Below are 20,342 nucleotides of genomic sequence, written 5' to 3' on the forward strand. Positions count from 1 at the left end.
GCGAATTAGTGCAAAGGGGCAATCGCCAAAGGCGCTTGCCCCTGCCTATCCCATGCCAGTGAGGCTTGTCAGCCGCTATCCTCGGCCAGCCGCGTCGGCAAAGCCCTTGGCGCATTTGAACTCCGTCGGCCCCGCCGCCTGGATCAGCGGCGTGAGGGCGGATTTGCCCGAGATGTCTCCAGTCAGCCCGATCGTCAGGCCGGTGATGACGCTGCGCCCCGCGACGGTCTGGCAGCGCATACGCACCCGATCGCCGGCACCTTGGCCAAAGCTCTGGTCGAACGCCTGCTTGATCGCCGTCTCGTCGAGCTCTGAGCCGATGCGTCCTCTGAAGAGCGCGCCCACGGCCGACCGGTTGAGCTCCTCGAGCATGCGAAGCTGCGCGGCAAAATAGTCGTCGACCGTACCCCCCTGGCAGGTTCCGCTGCGCAACCATTGATGACGGTCGAGCCCGGATTGGACACCGGGCATCGCGATCAGCAGCCGCGCAGCGGTATCATCAGCCATGGCAAGCTTCGGCAGATCGAGCCAATCACCCTTGCGGTCCTGGCTGCGCATCTCGGCCGCCACGCCGCAATAGCTCTTGCGCAACGGCCAAAGCCCATGCAGCGACAGGTTGGTGGCATCGAACCGTTCCGCCGTCTGGCTGGCGCATTCCTTGCGCTCAGGCCGCGTCTCGCAGAAGCCCGGCTGCCAGCTGACGGCGAGCACGTAGTCCGTTCGGGACGAGCCACTATCCGCTCCAGCGTTGACCTTCTCCTGCGCCAAGGCAAAGGACGACGGGGCAAGCAGCATCGCCAGCGCCATCGCAACAATTGTCATTGGACTTGATATCGCTTTACTCCAACATGCCATGACACTCTCCCAATAAAACAAAACGGGAACAAATATCGCTCAAAACGGGAAAATTGCAACTGGTAATTACAGGTCCGGGAAATCGCTTGTGACCTCATGCGTAGAGATCACCAAGCAGCGATTGCCTTTCCCATGCAAATCGATTTGATATCGGCAAAGCTGACGATTGGTCCGGGAGAAGGCATGTTCGGGCAGGTGAGGACGCATCAAAGCCCGACAGGCGCTACCTTAAGCTGGCGCCACTTTCCGGCAACGATCGACGCGCGCGGCATTGTTCTTGTCAGCCACGGGCTTGCCGAACATTCCGGCCGCTATGCCCGTTTCGCGGAAGTGATGGCCGCCCACGGCTTCCACGTCTACGCCCATGACCATCGCGGCCACGGCGCGACCCGCGCGCCGGATGCGCCGCTTGCGATGTTCTCGAACCGGAATGGACTCGACAAGGTGTTTGCCGACATCAAGGCGATGCGCGCCCTTGCGACTGCCGCCCATCCGGGCCTGCCGGTCATTCTCTTCGGCCATTCCATGGGCGGGCTGATTGCGCTCAACGCTGCCGAGACCGATCCTGATCTCTATGACGCGCTTGCTGTCTGGAACTCGAATTTCCGTCCGGGCATTGCCGGGCGCGGCGGCCAATTGATCCTCAAGATCGAAAAGGCGCTCAAGGGCTCGGATGTGCCGAGCCCGCTACTCTCCAAGCTCACCTTCGGTGCCTGGGGTCAGGCGATCAAGGATCGCAAGACCGATTCCGACTGGCTGTCGCGCGACGAGGCGGAAGTGGCGAAGTATATCGCCGACCCGCTTTGCGGCTTCGACGCGACAGTATCGCTGTGGCTGGACCTGATGCGGCTCGCCTTTGCCGGCGCCCGCGCAGACCGGCTGGCGCGCCTGCCGGCCAACCTGCCCGTCCATCTCGTCGGCGGCAGCGCCGACCCCTCGACGGAAAATGGCGGCGCCATTCGCTGGCTCGGCAGCCAAATGAAAGCGCGCGGCATGACGAATGTGTCGGTGACCATTCACGAGGGCATGCGCCACGAGACGCTAAACGAGATCGGCCGTGAGAAGGCGACCGCGGATTTTGCGGCCTGGTGCCAATCCGCCGTCGACAGGTCCGCCGCCAAGGCTGCGGCCGACAAGGTCGCCGTCGGCAAGAGGTCCTGACCCGAAATCACCATGGCAGACATGTCCCTCCCCAAGACCGCCAATTCCAACGACCGCATCTCCTTCGGGCTGACGCTGATGGTGCTTTCGGTGCTCCTGTCGCCGCTGATCGACATTTTCGCCAAGCTCGCGATCGCAACCGTTCCCTCGGCGCAGATCACCGCCGTGCGCTTCATCCTGCAGGTCGTTTTCATCCTGCCGATCGTGCTCGTGCGCGGCAGCCTGTTCGACCTCACCTGGCGCAAGACGGGTCTGCATGCGCTGCGCGGCGGCCTGCTTGTCGTCACCATGCTCTCCTTCATCACCACGCTGAAGGTGATGGAGGTGGCCGATGCCATCGCCATCTTCTTCGTCGAGCCGATCATCCTCACCATCCTCGGCAGCATCTTCCTGAAGGAAACCATCGGCTGGCGGCGCTACACCGCCTGCGCCGTCGGTTTCCTCGGCGCGCTGCTCGTCATCCAGCCGAGCATGCAGGAAGTGGGGCTGATCGCGCTGCTGCCGATCGTCGCCGCCTTCGGCCTTGCCGTGTTCCTGCTGGTGACGCGCATGGTGGCGCAGAACGAAGACCCGTGGTCGATGCAGTTCCATGCCGGCATCTGGGGCGGACTTTTCTGCCTCGTTCTGCTGTGGCTGGGCGAAGGCACCGGATCCGCTGTTCTCGATCCGGTCTGGCCCGAGGGCAATGCCTGGTACTACCTGCTCGGCGTCGGCGTCACCGCCACCATCTCGGGCGTGCTCGGCGTCTATGCCTATCGCTCGGCCCCTGCTTCCGTGCTGGCGCCGCTGCAATATCTTGAAATCGTCTCGGCGACGATCTTCGGCTGGCTCGTCTTCGGCGACCTGCCCGACGCGCTGAAATGGCTGGGCATTTCCATCATCATCGGCTCCGGTCTCTACATCATCTGGCGGGAACGTCGGATCGACAAGACCGTGAGCATCGCTCCGGTTTCGCCGGCAATCTGAAATAAGCAATCTGAAAACAAAAGAATGACTATCGGGAGGAAAACATGAAAACTGGAGGTCAGCTCGTCGTCGACGCACTCGTCGCCAACGGCGTCAAGCGTATCGCCTGCGTACCCGGCGAAAGCTATCTGGCGGTGCTGGATGCGCTCTATGACACCGACATCGATGTCGTCGTCTGCCGCCAGGAGGGAGGCGCTGCGATGATGGCCGATGCCTGGGGCCGCCTCTCAGGCGAGCCCGGCATCTGCATGGTCACGCGCGGCCCCGGCGCCACCAATGCTTCCGCCGGCCTGCATGTCGCCAAGCAGGACTCCATCCCGATGATCCTGTTCATCGGCCAGGTGCAGAGCGAGGCGCGCGAGCGCGAAGCCTTCCAGGAGATCGAGTATCGCCGCGCCTTCACCGAAGTCGCCAAATGGGTCGGCGAGATCGATGATCCCGCCCGCATCCCGGAATTCGTCACCCGCGCCTTTGCGGTCGCAACCTCCGGCCGGCCGGGCCCCGTCGTGCTGACGCTGCCTGAGGACATGCTGACGCGCAGTGCCGATGCGCCGGCTGCAAAGGCCTACCAGCCGGTCGAGGGCCATCCCGGTCCCTCCCAGATCAAGACGCTTGGCGCGCTGCTCGAAGGCGCCAAGCGCCCGATCGCCATCCTTGGAGGCACGCGCTGGACTGCCGACAGCGTCGCCGAATTCCAGCGCTTCGCCGAGCGCTGGAGCCTGCCGGTCGGCTGCTCCTTCCGCCGTCAGATGCTGTTCGACCATCTGCATCCGAATTACGCCGGCGATGTCGGCATCGGCATCAACCCGGCGCTGGCGAAGGAAATCAAGGAAGCCGATCTCGTGCTTCTGATCGGCGGGCGCTTCTCCGAAATGCCCTCGTCCGGCTACACGCTGATGGATAGCCCCTACCCGCGCCAGACGCTGGTTCATGTGCATCCGGATGCCTCCGAGCTCGGCCGCGTCTACCGCCCGGAACTGCCGATCGCCGCCAGCCCGCGCGATTTCGTTGCCGCCCTCGAAGGCCTTGCGCCGGCAGCCGAACCGGTCTGGTCGGCGCGCACAAGGGCGATGCACGAAGCCTATCTCAAGTGGTCGACACCACCGGAAACCGGCCCCGGCGACGTGCAGATGGGCCCGATCATGAACTGGATCGAGGCGAACACGCCCGAGGACACGATCTTCACCAATGGCGCCGGCAACTATGCCACCTGGGTGCACCGCTTCCACCGCTTCCGCCGCTACGCGACGCAGGCGGCCCCCGCCTCGGGCTCCATGGGCTACGGCCTTCCGGCCGCCGTTGCCGCCAAGCATCTGCATCCGGACCGCGAAGTCATCTGCTTTGCCGGCGACGGCTGCTTCCTGATGCACGGCCAGGAGTTCGCGACCGCGGTGCGCTACCGCCTGCCGATCATCACCGTCGTCGTCAACAACGGCATCTACGGCACGATCCGCATGCACCAGGAGCGCGACTACCCCGGCCGCGTCAGCGCCACGGACCTGACCAATCCTGATTTTGCCGCCCTTGCCCGCGCCTATGGCGGCCACGGCGAGACGGTGGAAAAAACGGAAGAGTTCGCCGATGCATTCCTGCGCGCCCGCGCCAGCGGCAAGCCGGCGATCATCGAGATCAAGCTCGATCCGGAAGCGATCACCCCGACGCGCACGCTGAGCGAGATCAGGAAGGGCTGAGCGGGTCCTCGCTTGGAAGGTTCAATCACGGCGCAGACGCGCCGTGGCTGGATTCCTGTGCTTGTCACAGGGAATCCAGCTTCCTACTCCTCCAGCCACTCGGTCGCAAACGCGCCGGCCACGTGCAGGTCGGTTGTCTCCAGTCGCCCGGGTCCGAGGTTCTCGAATTTGTGCGCCACGTTGGCCGGCGCCACGACGATCTGGCCGGCTTCGGCCTCGACCTTGCGATCGCCGACGGTAAACAGCGCACGACCGGTGCGAATGATGAACGTCTCGACATAGGGATGGCGGTGCAGCTTCGGCCCGCCGCCGATCTTGTCGGTGGTAAAGAACACCACCGAGACGTCGGCGCCATAGGCGCCGCCCTGGAATTCGCCCTGCCAGACATCGGGTTTTTCAGCCCACTGCTCGCGCTCAATCAGATGTACTGCCGCCATACCGTCTCCTCCGCCATTCGACCGTTCGAACCGCGGACGAGCCGGCAACCCCGAAGACGCAAGGCGTCATGGGGCGCTATGCGCCCCTCTGCTGCAGAGAGCCGGCTCAGCCGCGAATATGCTGTGTCTGCTGGAAGACCGCCGTCGAACGGGCGCCGGAGCGGCAATAGCCGAGCATCGGCCGCTGAAATTCGTCGAGCGCGTCGACCATCTTTTGAACCGCGTCCGCCGTCACGCCCATCGGGCCGACGGGGATATGCATGGTTTCGATGCCCAGCTCCTGCGCGCGCGCTGCGATGGAATCGAAGGTCGGCTGGTCCGGTGCCTCGAAATCGGGGCGGTGGCAGACGATGGACTTGAAGCCAAGCGCCTTGATCTGGTCGAGGTCCTCGACCGTGATCTGGCCGGAAACCGAGTATTCATCGTTGATCGGGCGGATGTCCATGGCAGCTTTACCCTTGAAAAAACCTGAGGCGACTGATGTAGGCCCGGTGCCCGCCGGCGTCAATTCCAAACGCTTGGGTCAGGCAACGCCGAAAGCAACCGCATAGGTCTGCGTTTGGCCGGGTTCGAGCAGTTTCAGCTCACCGGCAGCGCCGAGCTCCGGCCGCTTGGCCAGCCGATGCGACGCAGGCTCGATGCTGATGACATCGGCAACACCACGCTGGCAACGCCACATCTGCAGAAAAGGCAGCGTGTCAGCGCGAAAGCGCACCGTCAGCCGCTTACCGCCGGCAAGCGGGGCAAGCGTCACATCCGACCAGCCATCCGCCCCCACCTCGGCCGGAATGCAAAAATGCGCACTCTCGCCTTCGCCGAAGCGCCAGCCGCGCTCCCGCTCGGCAAAGGACGGGCTGATGATCCGGGTATTGTCTCCGACCAGCCTGCCGGCAATATTGAGGTGGTACATCATCATCGGTGGAAAGGCGCGGGCGCCGGTGTTGGTCAGCCTGTCTTCCAGCATCACCTCGTGCCGGTCGGCGTCCACATGCCAGCGCCGCTCCAGCAGCGCATGCCCACCATCGGCAAGGTTGACCTCGACCGTCGCGATGCAAAGAGTGCTGTCCGCAGACATGTGCGTGTGCTGGACCGGCGTGCCGGCAAGTGAACCGTGAAGCGGGTAACGCGCGCCGTCTGCGCCACCGGCAATCGGCTCGGGATGGCGGATGTGCTCCGGTCCGCAGGTGAAGAGAAAGCCGGAAAGCGCCCTGTCGATACGCGGGTCGCCATCGGACGGGATCGCCGCACCCGGTGAAAGGTCGACGCCATCGACGACGAAAGCGGCGATGTCGAGCGCCGACGACCGGTCGAACAGGATGTGATTCTCCTGTGCGTCGTCAGGTGCATCAAATCTCGTTCGCATGCACCGGCCCTCCACCTCCAACCCACGGGAATCACAGCGATCACAAAGACATGATAGCCGATGGGGGCTGTTTTTCATCGGTTGAAAGCTGGTATGGCTGCGCCTAGATAGAATTTAACCGCTTATTCATGATGAATTCATTTTTTTCACATTAACGTCGAAATCGGAATGTACCGCGCCACATCAACCACCATGAGAACAGGTTTTATCGTGACGTCAGCGACCCGCACCGGCCTCTCGCTCCTCGCCGCAGCCGGCTTCCTCGCCGTGGATCTTGCATCCGCCTTTGCTCAGGAAGGCTACGGCCGCAATCGGCGTGGCAATGGCGACGTGATGCTGGTGACGCCGGAAGGCGAAATCCTCGACTACATGCCGGGGTCCGACGAAGTGCGCACCATGCGCGACCGTCGCGGCCGCACCGTGCTGGTCGACAACTGGGGCAATGTGGTCGCGACCGTCGTGCCATCAGAAGGGTATGGTGCCTATCGGCGCCAGCAGGAAGCAGACGTCTATTCCAACCGTCGCACCCGCGATCGCGGTTACGGCTATTCCGAGCCCGGCGATGTCACCGGGTCCATTCCCGATTACCGCGACCCGGCCTATCGCGACGTGGTGCCGCCTTCCGTCGAGCGCAACGAACTGCCCAACAGCCTGCCCGGCTTGATCGACGGCGACGAACAGGCGGCGATCGACCCGCAATACGACCAGCCGATGAGGCAGTCGATGCCGCCGGCCATCTCGGTCAAGTCCAAGTCGCGCGCCGAAATCACCGCGCTGCAGGTGTTCCTCGACCGCGAAGGTTTTTCGCCCGGCGTCATCGACGGCAAGATGGGCTCGAACGTCACCAAGGCGATCGAGGCCTTTCAGCAATCGACCGGCGAAACGCTCGACCCGAACAATACCGAAGACATCCTCGAGCGGCTGCGCATGAACGGCGGCCTGCCGATCACCAGCTACACCATCACGGCCGCCGACGCCTCCGGCCCATACGTCGCCTCGATCCCCGACGACTACGCCCACAAGGCGATGTTGCCGCACATGTCCTTCACCTCGACGACGGAAATGCTCGGCGAGAAGTTCCACATGGACGAGACCTATCTGCGCGAGCTCAACCCGGGCGTCGACTTCACCATTCCCGGCACGATCATCAAGGTCATCAACCCCGGCGAAAACCGCAAGGAAAAGGTCGCGCGCATTGTCGCCGACAAGGCCCGCAAGCAGGTTCTGGCCTATGACGCCGCCGACAAGCTGGTCGCCGCCTACCCGGCAACGATCGGCTCGTCCGACACGCCGTCACCATCGGGCACCGTCAATGTCGAGCGCATCGCGCTCAATCCCGGCTACACGTACAACCCGAAGATCAACTTCAAGCAGGGCAACAACGACAAGATCCTGACGCTGCAGCCGGGGCCGAACGGCCCGGTCGGCACGGTCTGGATCGCGCTATCGCGGCCAACCTACGGCATTCACGGCACGCCGGAACCCTCGAAGATCGGCAAGACCCAGAGCCACGGCTGCGTGCGCCTGACCAATTGGGACGCGACCGAACTCGCAAAGATGGTCAGCGTCGGCGTCACGGTCGAGTTCGTCGACTGAGACGTCATATCTGAGCAATCTTGGGGCCTGCCGTGAGCTTGAGCCTTACCCAGGCGTCAGACCATGAGAAGCGTCTAGAGCGCGTCTTGCTCAAAAGGCATCCCCGCCTCCCTCATTCCGGCCTTGTGCCGGAATCCAGCGACCTGACGTCCGTCAGGTCGAAATACCTTTCATGCCGAAGACCTGGGATGGTCCCGCAGTTCCTGCGGAACTGCTGGGGACCTCTGTGACAAGCAAAGAAATGTGGTGCCTTAAGCTCTTCCTAAGCAGCTCTTCCTAAGCCTTCATTGCGATCGGCCGACGACACAGAGCGACACCGTCCCAAGCCCTTATGTCGTCACATGCGCAACGGCGCCTCAGTCGGTGCCTCGGCGCGGATATCTCCAACACCCCTGAATCCCTCGCGAATCCCTTGAAATCGCAGCTTTTTGTGCACTGCGTCACCCAATTGGGGGAGTGACACCGACATGCTTGCGTTGAAAATGGCCCTGTCTGCCCAGGGACTTCTTGGTCAGGCTATTTTCATCGGAACCAATAGGGCCGGTGCGGCGGACCACCGTCCCGGCAAAGACATTTACACCCGACTACTCCACCGACACGACCCAGACCGCGGCCGCCCACGAACCGGCTGCGGTCATTTTTTTGCAGGGGCACCCTGCACCATGCTGCAAGGCGCCCGGTCGTCACGACCTGATAGAAGCCATCATGACCTCATGAAACATTGTCATGAGAAATTTGAAGGCATTGGTCCTATCACTTAGCCACCTCTAAATTTCAGACCTTACCGAAGGAATGTCCGCTATGGCGACCGAGCGCACCCTGCCCAACCTCTGGCATGCGACGGCGCCTGCAGCGCCGGACACCCGGCCGCTTGGCCGCGACCTGACAACGGACGTCGCCATCATCGGCGGCGGCTTCACCGGTCTTTCGGCAGCCCTTCACCTTGCCGAAAAAGGCGTGAAGGCGACCGTCATCGAGGCGAAGATGATCGGCTTCGGCGGCTCCGGCCGCAATGTCGGCCTTGTCAATGCCGGCATGTGGGTGAAGCCCGACGACCTGATCGCGACGCTCGGTGCCGACGCCGGCAACCGCCTGCTCGGCGAACTCGGCGACGGCCCTGCCATGGTCTATGCCCTCGTCGAGAAGCACGGCATCGCCTGCGAAGCCGTTCGCAACGGCACCCTGCACATGGCCGTCGGCGCCGAGGGCCTGAAGGATATCAGCGACCGCGAAGCCCAGTGGAAAAAGCGCGGCGCGCCGGTCGAGGTTCTCTCGGCCGAGCGGGCGGCAACGCTCTCCGGTGCCAAAGGCTTCTCCGGCGCGCTCCTCGACCGCCGCGCCGGCACGATCCAGCCGCTTGCCTATGCCCGCGGCCTTGCCCGCGCAGCGCTTGCCGCCGGCGCCGAGATCTACACCGACACGCCGCTTAGGGGCGCCGAGCGCCAGGGCGAGACCTGGGTGCTGAAGGCGGGTGACAATACCGTCAAGGCCAAGCAGGTGATCCTCGCCACCAATGCCTATGGCGGCATGTTCGCCGAGACGCCCTGGCAGCAGCACACGCAGGAGTTGACGATCCTGCCCTACTTCCAGTTCGCCACCAATCCGCTGCCGGAAAAGGTTGCCAACCGCGTCCTGCCGGAGCGCCAGGGCACCTGGGATACCGGCCTCGTCATGACCTCGTTCCGCATGGACCAGCAGAACCGCCTGATCTTCGGCTCGATCGGCCGGCTCGATGCGATGGCTCAAGGAACGCACCGCGCCTTTGCCGCCCGCTCCGTGCGCAAGCTCTTCCCCTATATCGGCGATTTCCGCTTCGAATACTGGTGGGACGGCCGCATCGGCATGACGACCAACAACCTGCCGGCCATGCACACGCTGGCGCCAAACGTCTTTTCCGTCAGCGGCTACAACGGCCGCGGCATCGCGCCGGGCACCGTCTTCGGCAAGGCGCTCGCCAACCACGTCACCGGCCAGACCTCGGCAATCCCCCTTGCCGAAACGCCCGTTACCCCCGACAGCTGGCGCAGCGTCAAGTCCGCCTTCTACCATGCCGGCGCGCAGGCCAAGCACCTGGTCGACCACCGGTTTTGAACGATCTCAGTAGGTCGGCACGACCGCGTCGCCGAGATAGAGAGCTGATCTGCTGAACATGCTCCATGCAGGCACGCATCGAGCCGCTGGTGGTACCCGCTCTCCCCGTTATCCTCGAGCCTGCCCCGAGGGTCCATGTCGCGCCACGCGAACAATCATCTGTTCTTGATGAACCGAGGAGCTTGATCCTCGGGTCAAGCCCGAGGATGACGCAGAGTTGGGTCAAGCCCGAGAATGCCGCATGCAAGGCCAGAGCCGAGGAAGCCCCGGACAGGTCAAGCCCGAAGTTGCCTTGTTGAGCCGGCGAACACCGCCGTGACCGGACCAGAGGCCACTCTTCCGAGAAAGTACCGAGCGGTGGAGAAAACCCGTCTGAACCACGCTCCGCGTCGGCACACGTTTGTGCAGGTGGCACCCCACTCTCCCCGTCATCCTCGGGCTTGACCCGAGGATCCACAGGCCCCGCGCCGAGCTCGCAGATCTGTCGAGGACCACAGAGCTGGATCCTCGGGTCAAGTCCGAGGATGACACTTTGAAAGCTTGGGCCTCACGGCCCCGTGCCAATGGCCAAGCCCGACGTAGCAAGTGCGAGACCAAATCATGCCGACAACGCGTGGGTGAAGTCGGAACAGACCGTGCGCTTCACCGACAGTCCAACTGCGCAGACAACAAGACGCCACAAAAAACGCCCCGGACCGGGATGGTTCGAGGCGTCAATGCTTCATACTTTGCTGTCCGGTTCAGGCCGCGCGGCGATAGCCAGATGCGGCGTGAACCTGGGTGGACGTCTGGAACGCCTTCAGCTTCAGCGCGATCTGTTCGGATTCCACCGTCAGCGCCTGGCTTGCGGCATTGGCCTCTTCGACCATGGCGGCGTTCTGCTGGGTGATCTGGTCCATCTGGCCGATCGCCGTGTTGACCGCTTGCAGGCCCTGCGCCTGCTCGGCGGTGCTGGCGCGGATGTTGCCGAAGACCGAGCTGACTTCCACCACCTGCGAGACGATCTGCTGCAGCGATTGGGCAACCTGGTTGACCGAGTTGACGCCATCGTCAACCTGACCGCGCGACTTGGCGATCAGGCCCTGGATGTCCTTGGCCGCATCGGCGCAGCGCTGGGCAAGCGCTCGCACTTCGGAGGCGACAACGGCAAAGCCCCTGCCCGCCTCGCCGGCACGCGCCGCCTCGATGCCGGCGTTGAGTGCCAGAAGGTTGGTCTGGAAGGCGATCTCGTCGATGACGTCGACGATGCGGGCAATGCTTGCCGACGACGTCTGGATTTCCTGCATCACCTCGATCGCATGGGTGACGATCTCGCCGCTCTGCTCGGCGTTGGCGCGAGCGGCAATGACCGTCGAATTTGCCTGGTCGGCGCCCTCGGCGGTCTGCTTGACCGTGCGCGTTACCTGCTCGACGGCAGCCGCGGTTTCTTCAAGGTTTGCCGCCTGGCGCTCGGTGCGCTTGGCTAGGTCGTCGGCAGCCGCCGCGATCTCCTTGGCGCTCAGGTGGATCTGGCTGGCGCCGGCCTCGATGCCGCCGATCGCGCGGGCAAGCTCGCTGATCGCATGGTTGAAGTTTTCGCCCAGCTCTTCGTAAGCCACGGGAAGGTCAGCGGCGATACGTGCCGTCAGGTCGCCGTCGGAGATCTTCTTCAGCGCGACACCGAAGGTCTGGCTGACGAGCTTGCGTTCGGTCGCTAGCACCTCTTCCTGCACGGCACGCTGCTTGGTGACGTCGGAGGCGTCCATATAGACCGAGATCGACAGGTCCATGTCGAGGAACATGCCCTTGACGAGGCTCGACAGCATCGCGCTCATGTCTTCGGCCGAGGTCTTCTGGCTGGAGAACAGGCCGCCTTTCGGCCAATGCGCCTTGACGATTTCGGTGATGAGGTGCTCGGCGATCAGCGCGTAGCCGCCGATGTACCAGCGCGGCTCAAGCCCGATGCGGGCATGCACCTGGCCGATGGTGCGGACCTTCGCACCGTATTCGTCGTTGAAATTGCCGTCGGCGATGTTCGCCCAATGGCCGACCTGCGCCCCCTTGGCGCGGTTGATATGCGCATCCGACGAGAAGAAGCGGTTGGTCTCCGGCGTCTTCTTGACCCGGGCGTAGAATTTGTCGAGCGCCGGCGCCATCTCCTTTTCCAGGATCGGCTTCAGGGCCTTCAGGCTCGCCTTGGCGGCATCATCAAGCGCCATGAAATTGAGACGACCGGCAATGTCTTCCTTGCCGGCAGCGACGTGTTCCGTTTTCATGCGCGACTTCCCTGCATGCTCTTGCTGGATCATGGAAGCTGGACGGGAGACCGGGCGAGTAAGGTCAGATCCACAATCCTTGCCGCAATCATGGCGGCTATCTGCATCCCGGCAAAAGCCATGAGCTGCAGTCACTTTCCATCAGCACTCGTATAAGCCCATGGTAAAGGAAGCCTTACGGGAAACAGCCATTTCGAGTAACCGCCACGCACTTCAACCGGAATTGACGAACATCAATTCCGGTTGTTCAAATTCTTCAAAGCATGTGGCGTCGGGGCCTGAGCCCCTGATCAGGCGGCGCGCCGCGAAGCCCAAGATGGCGCACGCGAAGCCCAGGAGCGCCGCGCCTTGATCGGCGTCAGGGCCTGCACTTCCTTAGCAAGCGCCAATGCATTTTCGCGCGCCTTGTCGAGGTTGCTGACGCGGGCCTCGTCCATCGACTGCAACGTTCCGCCGCAGTCGAAGATTTCGCGATAGGCAACACGTTCGACGATCGGCGTGTCGAGCACCGAGACACCGCGCGAGGCAAGCAGCGTCTTGATGGTCTGCAGCGCCCGCGTCGTCACCAGCGAATTGACGCGGGTGAGCACGACCGAATGGTTGATGCGAACCCGGGCCCTCTCCTCGATCTGGCGGATAAGTTCGAGGATCTGCACGGCACCGCGCGCGTCCATGGCACAGCCCTGAACCGGGATCAGCACCTGGTCGGAAAGGGCCAGCGCCAGCGCGACGATCTGGTCCTTGGCGCCGGCGAGGTCGATGATGATGTAATCGGCCTCGTCCTTCATTTCCCGGATATGACATTCCAGCGATGCCGGGGTGATGTGGGAGATGACCGAGAGATTGGCGATCTGGCCGGAGACTTCCGCCCAACTGGTGATCCAACGCTGCGGATCGGCGTCAAGAACCACAACGCGGTGTCCCTGCCTTGCCAGTTCCGTCGACAGGATCAGCGCCGCCGTCGTCTTGCCCGCGCCGCCCTTTGCATTGGCGAAAGTGATGACCGCCATCTTATTCCTCATTCTATCCTGTGTTCCCGCGCCCTGCCCGACCGAAGCGTCGAGCGAGCAGTGCCGCTTAATAGAACCTTTCAGAACATGGTTAACGAATTGGAAATTTTCGCTGGCGAAGATTAACACCATCCTGCCCAATCCGCAGGCAGGACGCAAAAAAGCCCGGAAAACTGGTGGTTTCCCGGGCTTCAAGAAAATTAACGCTCAGAGGCTTTTGGGCAATGCGCCCCGCCTCAGATACATTCCCTGAACAGCTTCTTGGCCGCTTCGAGCGTCAGCTCGACCGGGTTGCCGCCGGCGGTCGGATCGACGATCGCCATTTCCGACATCTCGTCGATGCGGTCGGTGCCGACACCAAGTGCTGCGAGCTTGTCGGGAACGCCGAGTTCTTCGCGCAGCTTCAAGACATAGTCGTAGAAGCCGTCGAAGCCGCCGGAGATGCCGAGATAGGCGGCCGCGCGCACGATCTTGTCCTCGATCGCCGAGCGGTTGAAGCGCAGCACCGGCGGCATCACCACGGCATTGGTCATGCCATGATGGGTGTTGTAGATCGCGCCGACCGGATGCGAGAGCGAGTGGATGGCACCGAGCCCCTTCTGGAAGGCGACGGCGCCCATGGCGGCCGCACTCATCAAGTTGGCGCGGGCTTCGATATCGGTGCCGTCCTTGTAGGCGCGCGGCAGGTATTCCTTGACCAGCCGCATGCCTTCGAGCGCGATACCCGCCGACATCGGATGGAAGAACGGCGAGGAATAGGCTTCCAGGCAATGGGCAAAGGCGTCCATGCCGGTGCCGGCGGTGATGACCTTCGGCATCCCGACCGTCAGTTCCGGGTCGCAGATGGTAACGGCAGGCAGGAACTTCGGATGGAAGATCACCTTCTTCACATGGCTTGCGGAATTGGTGATGACGCTGGCGCGTCCGACCTCGGAGCCGGTGCCGGCCGTCGTCGGCACGGCGACGATCGGCGCAATACCCTCGACGCTCGCACGCGTCCACCAGTCGCCGACATCCTCGAAGTCCCAGACGGGCCGCGTCTGCCCGGCCATGAAGGCCACGCATTTGCCGAGGTCGAGGCCGGAGCCGCCGCCGAAGGCAACGACGCCGTCATGGCCGCCGTCCTTGAACGCCTTGACGCCGGCGGCCAGGTTGATGTCATTCGGGTTCGGATCGACATCGGCGAAGATCGCCCGGCCAAGGCCGTTGGCCTCGAGGATATCGAGCGCATTCTGCGTGATCGCCATCGGCGCCAGGCCACGGTCGGTGATCAAGAGCGGCTTCTTCATGCCGGCCGCCTTGCAATGGTCGGCAAGCTCCTTGATCCGGCCGGCGCCAAACCTGATGGCGGTCGGATAGCTCCAGTTCGCGGTGATCGTCATGCTGTGACTTTCTTCAGATGGTAGGATTTCGGACGGGTAAGGTTCTGGAAGCCGATGACCGAAAGCGAGCCGCCGCGGCCGGTTTCCTTGACGCCGGTCCAGCAAAGCGCCGGATCGAGATAGTCGGCGCGGTTCATGAACACGGTGCCGGTTTCAAGGTCGCGGCCGATGCGCGAGGCGCGGTCCGCATCCTTGGTCCACAGCGACACCGTCAGCCCGTACTGGCAATCGTTCATCAGCTCGATCGCCTGGCTGTCGCTCTTCACTTTCATGATGCCGACGGCCGGGCCGAAGGTTTCTTCGCGCATGAAGGCCATGGAGTGATCGACGTCGACCAGCACCTGCGGCGCGAGATAGGCGCCGCCATCGTCCTGCGGGAACAGCTTCGGGTCGACCAGCGCCTTGGCGCCCTTCGAGATCGCGTCGGCGATCTGCTCGCGAACGGTTGCGGCAAAGCGCTTGTGCGCCATCGGCCCCAGCGTCGTTTCCGGATCGAGTGGATTGCCGAGCTTGTAGTTCGACACCCAGGCGACCGACTTCTCGACGAAAGCGTCATAGAGCGATTCATGCACATAGATGCGCTCGATGCCGCAGCAGCACTGGCCGGAATTGAAGGTGGCGCCATCCATCAAGGTGTCGACCGCCGCATCGAGATCAGCGTCTTCCATGACGTAGCCCGGATCCTTGCCGCCGAGTTCCAGGCCAAGGCCGGTGAATGTGCCGGCAGCCGCGCGCTCGATCGACCGGCCGCCTTCGACCGAACCGGTGAAGTTGATGAAGTCGAAGCTTTTCGCCGCAATCAGTGCTGCCGTCGTCTCGTGGTCGAGGAAGACGTTCTGGAACACATCGGCCGGAACGCCGGCCTCGACGAAGGCGCGCACCATGCGCTCACCGACGAGGATCGTCTGGCTGGCATGCTTGATGATGACGGTGTTGCCGGCCATCAGCGCCGGCGCGACCGTGTTGATCGCGGTCATGTAAGGATAGTTCCACGGCGCGATGACGAAGACCACACCATGCGGCTCGCGTTCGATACGGCGGCCGAAGCGGTCGCTGTCCTCGACGAGGATCTGCTGCAGCGCATCGGCGGCAATCGAGGCGACGTAGTTCGAGCGCTCGTTGAAGCCCTTGAACTCGCCGCCGTAGCGCACCGGCCGGCCCATCTGCCAGGCAAGCTCCGGCACGACCTCGTCGACCATCTCGTTGAGACGGGCGACGCCGGCCAGCACCAGGTTGACGCGCTCGTCCAGCGGACGGCGGGCCCAGGCCTTTTGCGCCTGGCGGGCGTGGGCGACGGCCTGCCTGGCAAGCTCCAGCGGCAGCGCCGGGCGTTCGGCATAAACTTCCCCGTTCACCGGAGAAATACACTTGATCATGCTCATGATCGTCTTCCTGCTTCCATTTCGAATGACGGCGTGGCCGGCCCCGGTAGCGGGCCGGCCACTGAAACTTGAAATTCCGGCCCTGTCAGGCCCGCTCGAAACCGCGTGCCACTTCCCAATCGGTGACGCGGCGATCGTATTCTTCCTGCTCCCACTCGGCCGCGCGGACATAGTGGTCGATGACCTCGTCGCCGAAGGCGGCACGCAGCATCTTGGAGCCGGTCAGCGCTTCTGTCGCGGCCCGCAAGGTACGCGGGATCTCGCGCACGTTCTTGCCACCATAGGCATCGCCGACAAAGGGCGCTTCCAGTTCCATCTTGCCTTCGATACCGGAAATGCCGGCGGCGAGCAAAGCGGCGAAAGCAAGATAGGGGTTGAGGTCAGAGCCGCCAACGCGGCACTCGATGCGGATCCCCTTGGTGTCCTCGCCGCATAGGCGATAGCCGGCCGTACGGTTGTCCTTGCTCCACACCGCTTTCGTCGGCGCAAACGTACCGGCCATGAAGCGCTTGTAGGAGTTGATGTAGGGCGCGAGGAAATAGGTGATCTCGCTGGCGTGGCTCAAGAGTCCGGCGACATACTGGCGCATCTGCTCCGACATGCCGTATTTGCCGTCCTTGTCGAAGAATTTCGGCGTCTTGCCGTCGGCGCTCCACAGCGACTGGTGGATGTGCGACGACGAGCCCGCGGCCTGATAGTTCCACTTGGCAAGGAAGGTGATCGCCTTGCCGCGCGACCAGGCGATTTCCTTGCAGCCGTTCTTGATGATCGCATGCCGGTCGGCCATCGTCAGAGCGTCGGCGTAGCGCACATTGATTTCTTCCTGGCCGGCAGACGCCTCGCCCTTGGAATTCTCGACCGGAATGTCGGCGCCCTGCAGGCCGTTGCGGATCGCCCGCATCACGTCTTCTTCCTTGGTGGTCTGGAAGATGTGGTAGTCCTCGTTGTAGCCGCTGACGAGCTGCAGGTCGCGGTAGCCGGACTGGCGCGCATCGTCATAGGTCTGGTCGAACAGGAAGAATTCGAGCTCGCTCGCCATGAAGGCCTTGAGGCCCATGGCCTCCAGCCGGGCGATCTGCTTCTTCAGGATGGCGCGCGGCGAGTGCGGCACTTCGGCGTGTGTGTGGTGGTCGAGCATGTCGCAGAGCACAAGCGCGGTGCCCTCGAGCCACGGAATACGGCGCAGCGTCGAAAGGTCCGGCTTCATCGTATAGTCGCCGTAGCCCTTCTCCCAGCTCGTCGCCTTGTAACCGGAGACCGTTTCCATCTCCATGTCGGTTGCCAGCAGGTAGTTGCAGCTATGCGTTTCCTGCCAGGCGCTGTCGACGAAATATTGCGCGTGGAAGCGCTTGCCCATCAGCCGGCCCTGCATGTCGACCTGGCAGGCGAGAACCGTATCGATGCGGCCCGCGGCAACATCCTCTTTCAATTGCTCGAACGAATAGCTCATCAAAATTCATCCCATGTTTCGGCAAGCGGCCGTTCCCGTGGCCGCAAAAAGAAAGGCGGAAGCTGCAGATGCGCTTCCGCCCATTTTATTGTTGCTTAGATCTGGCCGACCGCCTTTTCGGCAGCAGCGATTTCCGCCTGGCGGCGTGCGACTTCGTCGCCGATCGGCGGGCCGCGGAAGCGGCGCTTTTCGAAACCGAACCAGATGATCGCGGTCAGGACCAGGAAGCCGACGGTGATGTAGAGCGCCCAGTCGTTCGGCGGCTGGATGCCGAGAACGAAGATCAGCGCCATGGCGATGATCGAGAGCACCGCAAAGATCTTGAACATACCCTCGCCCAAGTCCCACGGGCCCATCTTGTCCCACTTCGACGTGCCCCAGGCGAAGAGGCCGAGCGTGATCGGGATCGCGAAGGAGAAGAACAGGAAGATGACCGTGCACGACACGACGATGGTGTAGACGGGCGTCTCGCCGATCGCGACCAGTGACGAACCCCAGACAAAGAGCACGGCGAGGATCGAGCCGGTCCAGATTGCTGCCACCGGCGTGCGGTAGGTCGGGCTGACCTTGGCGAGCGCCTTGGAGGCCGGCAGACCGCCGTCACGCGAGAAGGCGAAGATCATGCGCGAGACCGAGGTCACGGTTGCCAGGCCGCACAGCCACTGGCTGACGAGGATGGCGAGGTAGAGCACGTCCTTCATCACAGGGTGGACCTGTGCGTCCATGGCCCAGAAGAACACGTTCCAGCCCTGCTTGGCGGCTTCGTCCATGTTCGGGATCATCAGCACGAAAGAGCACAGCATGATGTAGCCGAACAGCGCCGACCACAGCACCGACGAGACCATGCCGCGCGGCACGGATTCGGCAGCTTTCACGGTTTCTTCCGAGGTATGCGCCGACGCATCGTAGCCGGTGATCGTATAGATTGGCAGCAAGAGACCGAGCAGGAAGACCCACGAGCCCGAGGTTGCCGGCCAGACATTGCCGCCGGCTTCACCGGAATAGTTGGAGAAGGTGAAGAGGCGGGCGATGTCGTAGCTGTCGGCAACGGCAAGGCACACGACAGCGAGCAGGATCGACGTTGCGAAGATCAGGTAGCCCGAGAAATCGGTGAGCTTGGCCGTAAGCCCGATACCCATGTGGTTGACCAGAGCCTGGGCGCCGGTGATGACCGCCAGGAAGATGATCCGCGTCAGCGTCGTATCCTCAAGGCCGAAATACGGTGTGCCGAACGAGCCCATGAAGAAGTAGTAGGTGCCGACATTGATGGCGCCCAGCACAGTAACGAGACCGAGCAGGTTGAACCAGGCGGTCAGCCAGCCGGTGAAGCGGTTGCCGAGGATCGAGCCCCAGTGATAGAGGCCGCCGGCGGTCGGATAGGCCGAGCTGATCTGCGCCATGGCAACGGCAAAGACGAGCGAGATGAAGCAGCCGAGCGGCCAGCCGATGCCGATGGCGGCCCCACCCGCACCCGACGTTGCCTGGGCCAGCGAATTGATGCCGCCGGAGAGAATGCAGATGATCGAGAACGAGACCGCGAAGTTCGAGAACCGGCTCATTCGCCGCTCGAGCTCCTGGGCATAGCCCATCGAATGCAGGACCTGCATATCCTGCTTTTTGTCGAGATCACTGTAGTCTGACATTTTTCTTCCCCTGATTTCTTCAGACCCGGCCGCCCCATTGCGGCAGGATCCCATCACTACCTGCCCCGGCAAGCCGGAACAGGACCGCGGCAAAGCCGCTCCCCAGGGTCTTTTATTGTGCTGAAAGTGCCGCCACGCCTTGGCTGAGCAACCCTTCCAGATAATCGGCCATGACCCTCTGGCCGATCTCGTTTCGAATGAGATCGTTGCGGATCTCGATCATCACATTCGGCAATCCGTTGTGGACGCCGTATTCGATCAGGCTATGCGTGACACCATCGGCCGGCCCGTAGGGCTCGTTGCGGCGGATGTCGTAGGCAACCTTGCCCTTGGTGGCGAAGGTCAGCATCTGGTCGGCGAGCCGGCTGTCGGCGTCATGCAATATGCCGACCTCGACTGAACGCGGCTTGCCGAAATAGACGGGCGTGAACGAGTGCATGGTGACAACCACGGGCGGCTTGCCCTTCGCCTTGCGCTCGGTGACGAACCGGCTGACGGCGTCGTGAAACGGCAGGTAGATCTCGTCGACACGCGCCTGCCGCTCGTCCTCTGCCAAATCGCGGTTGCCGGGAACCTCGAAAACTTCGCTGACGGCAGGCATGGCGCCGTCGGCCTCCGGCGGACGGTTGCAATCATAGGCAAGGCGCGAGAAGCGCTGGTAAATCAGCGCCGCATCGAGCTTGCGCGACAGGAGCTCGGCAACGGCGAGCGCGCCGGGATCCCAGGCGATGTGGCTTTCGAGCGCCTGCTGCGAAAGGCCGAGCGAACCCAGCCGCTCGGGCACCCGGCGCGATGCATGTTCGCAAACGAGAACGATTTCGCCTCTGCCGGCCGCATTCTCGATCGCAACCGGATCGCCATCTGTATCGGTCAAAAGTCGCGTCAACACCGGCATCCCCTCTTGCCCCGTTAGACGTTCATTAATGAAAAGATTTGTTCAGAGATTAGCCAGTGTCAATCGAAATCTGAAACGATCTCTTCAAAATTGCGATTGACTCCAATTGTGACAGCGATGTTTAATCTGTCACAAACTGGCATTAGACCAGTTCAGGGGAACCGA

General features: G+C 62.9%; 17 protein-coding genes. 6 read left to right on the plus strand and 11 right to left on the minus strand.

Features of this window, described 5'->3' with window-relative positions; all coding sequences use genetic code 11:
* Positions 1 to 75 precede the first annotated feature (75 nt).
* Positions 76 to 822 carry a ribonuclease T2 gene (locus AC07UR_RS12680; protein WP_173420632.1) on the minus strand — a complete coding sequence of 249 codons (747 nt, stop codon included), beginning with the start codon at positions 820 to 822 and terminating at the stop codon, positions 76 to 78.
* Between the two features lie 216 nt (positions 823 to 1,038).
* On the opposite strand from AC07UR_RS12680, the gene AC07UR_RS12685 reads away from it, so the two are divergent.
* Genes AC07UR_RS12685 through AC07UR_RS12695 form a run of 3 tightly spaced genes read left to right on the plus strand, consistent with a single transcriptional unit; the run spans position 1,039 to position 4,673 of the window.
* Entirely contained in the window at positions 1,039 to 2,016 is a 978-nt protein-coding gene (locus tag AC07UR_RS12685; RefSeq protein WP_209790881.1) for an alpha/beta fold hydrolase, read from the plus strand.
* A 12-nt stretch (positions 2,017 to 2,028) separates the two neighbouring features.
* Positions 2,029 to 2,982, plus strand: a complete 954-nt coding sequence (locus AC07UR_RS12690; protein ID WP_209790692.1) for a DMT family transporter — start codon at positions 2,029 to 2,031, stop codon at positions 2,980 to 2,982.
* Between the two features lie 44 nt (positions 2,983 to 3,026).
* Positions 3,027 to 4,673: a thiamine pyrophosphate-binding protein gene (locus tag AC07UR_RS12695; protein WP_209790691.1), complete on the plus strand. Its 1,647-nt coding sequence runs from the start codon at positions 3,027 to 3,029 to the stop codon at positions 4,671 to 4,673.
* An 83-nt stretch (positions 4,674 to 4,756) separates the two neighbouring features.
* On the opposite strand, the gene AC07UR_RS12700 is transcribed toward AC07UR_RS12695, so the two are convergent.
* The 3 genes from AC07UR_RS12700 to AC07UR_RS12710 all read right to left on the minus strand — a co-directional run bounded on the left by AC07UR_RS12700 (position 4,757) and on the right by AC07UR_RS12710 (position 6,473).
* Entirely contained in the window at positions 4,757 to 5,110 is a 354-nt protein-coding gene (locus AC07UR_RS12700; RefSeq protein ID WP_209790690.1) for a cupin domain-containing protein, read from the minus strand.
* 106 nt (positions 5,111 to 5,216) lie between these two features.
* Positions 5,217 to 5,555, minus strand: coding sequence for a protein tyrosine phosphatase family protein (locus AC07UR_RS12705; protein ID WP_025427758.1), 339 nt, complete (start codon positions 5,553 to 5,555; stop codon positions 5,217 to 5,219).
* Between the two features lie 78 nt (positions 5,556 to 5,633).
* Positions 5,634 to 6,473 (minus strand): DUF4432 family protein, encoded by an 840-nt coding sequence (locus AC07UR_RS12710; protein WP_209790689.1) that lies wholly within the window; start codon positions 6,471 to 6,473, stop codon positions 5,634 to 5,636.
* A gap of 168 nt (positions 6,474 to 6,641) precedes the next feature.
* Between AC07UR_RS12710 and AC07UR_RS12715 the strand changes: the two genes are divergently transcribed.
* Together AC07UR_RS12715 and AC07UR_RS12720 are read left to right on the plus strand one after the other, a co-directional pair.
* Positions 6,642 to 8,069 carry a L,D-transpeptidase family protein gene (locus AC07UR_RS12715; protein ID WP_209790688.1) on the plus strand — a complete coding sequence of 476 codons (1,428 nt, stop codon included), beginning with the start codon at positions 6,642 to 6,644 and terminating at the stop codon, positions 8,067 to 8,069.
* 801 nt (positions 8,070 to 8,870) lie between these two features.
* On the plus strand, positions 8,871 to 10,160 hold the full coding sequence (locus AC07UR_RS12720; protein WP_209790687.1) for an NAD(P)/FAD-dependent oxidoreductase: 1,290 nt from the start codon (positions 8,871 to 8,873) through the stop codon (positions 10,158 to 10,160).
* A gap of 740 nt (positions 10,161 to 10,900) precedes the next feature.
* Here AC07UR_RS12720 and AC07UR_RS12725 read toward each other — a convergent pair.
* Positions 10,901 to 12,415 (minus strand): globin-coupled sensor protein, encoded by a 1,515-nt coding sequence (locus AC07UR_RS12725; protein ID WP_209790686.1) that lies wholly within the window; start codon positions 12,413 to 12,415, stop codon positions 10,901 to 10,903.
* Positions 12,416 to 12,705: 290 nt separating this feature from the next.
* A complete protein-coding gene (locus AC07UR_RS12730) occupies positions 12,706 to 13,425 on the minus strand; it encodes a ParA family protein (protein ID WP_173420641.1) in 720 nt (239 codons plus the stop codon).
* Between AC07UR_RS12730 and AC07UR_RS12735 the strand changes: the two genes are divergently transcribed.
* Entirely contained in the window at positions 13,415 to 13,678 is a 264-nt protein-coding gene (locus AC07UR_RS12735; RefSeq protein ID WP_494700228.1) for a hypothetical protein, read from the plus strand. The two genes, AC07UR_RS12730 and AC07UR_RS12735, sit on opposite strands and share 11 nt — an antisense overlap.
* On the opposite strand, the gene AC07UR_RS12740 is transcribed toward AC07UR_RS12735, so the two are convergent.
* The 5 genes from AC07UR_RS12740 to AC07UR_RS12760 all read right to left on the minus strand — a co-directional run bounded on the left by AC07UR_RS12740 (position 13,662) and on the right by AC07UR_RS12760 (position 20,168).
* Positions 13,662 to 14,807: an iron-containing alcohol dehydrogenase gene (locus AC07UR_RS12740; protein WP_209790685.1), complete on the minus strand. Its 1,146-nt coding sequence runs from the start codon at positions 14,805 to 14,807 to the stop codon at positions 13,662 to 13,664. The two genes, AC07UR_RS12735 and AC07UR_RS12740, sit on opposite strands and share 17 nt — an antisense overlap.
* A complete protein-coding gene (locus tag AC07UR_RS12745) occupies positions 14,804 to 16,189 on the minus strand; it encodes an aldehyde dehydrogenase family protein (protein WP_209790684.1) in 1,386 nt (461 codons plus the stop codon). The genes AC07UR_RS12740 and AC07UR_RS12745 overlap by 4 nt, the downstream gene beginning before the upstream one ends.
* A gap of 85 nt (positions 16,190 to 16,274) precedes the next feature.
* Positions 16,275 to 17,639, minus strand: a complete 1,365-nt coding sequence (locus AC07UR_RS12750; protein WP_173420644.1) for a glutamine synthetase family protein — start codon at positions 17,637 to 17,639, stop codon at positions 16,275 to 16,277.
* 95 nt (positions 17,640 to 17,734) lie between these two features.
* Positions 17,735 to 19,282, minus strand: coding sequence for an amino acid permease (locus AC07UR_RS12755; RefSeq protein ID WP_173420645.1), 1,548 nt, complete (start codon positions 19,280 to 19,282; stop codon positions 17,735 to 17,737).
* Between the two features lie 112 nt (positions 19,283 to 19,394).
* Entirely contained in the window at positions 19,395 to 20,168 is a 774-nt protein-coding gene (locus tag AC07UR_RS12760) for an N-formylglutamate amidohydrolase (protein WP_173421056.1), read from the minus strand.
* Positions 20,169 to 20,342 lie beyond the last annotated feature (174 nt).

Source organism: Ensifer sp. GW821-FHT05G01 (assembly GCF_059419585.1).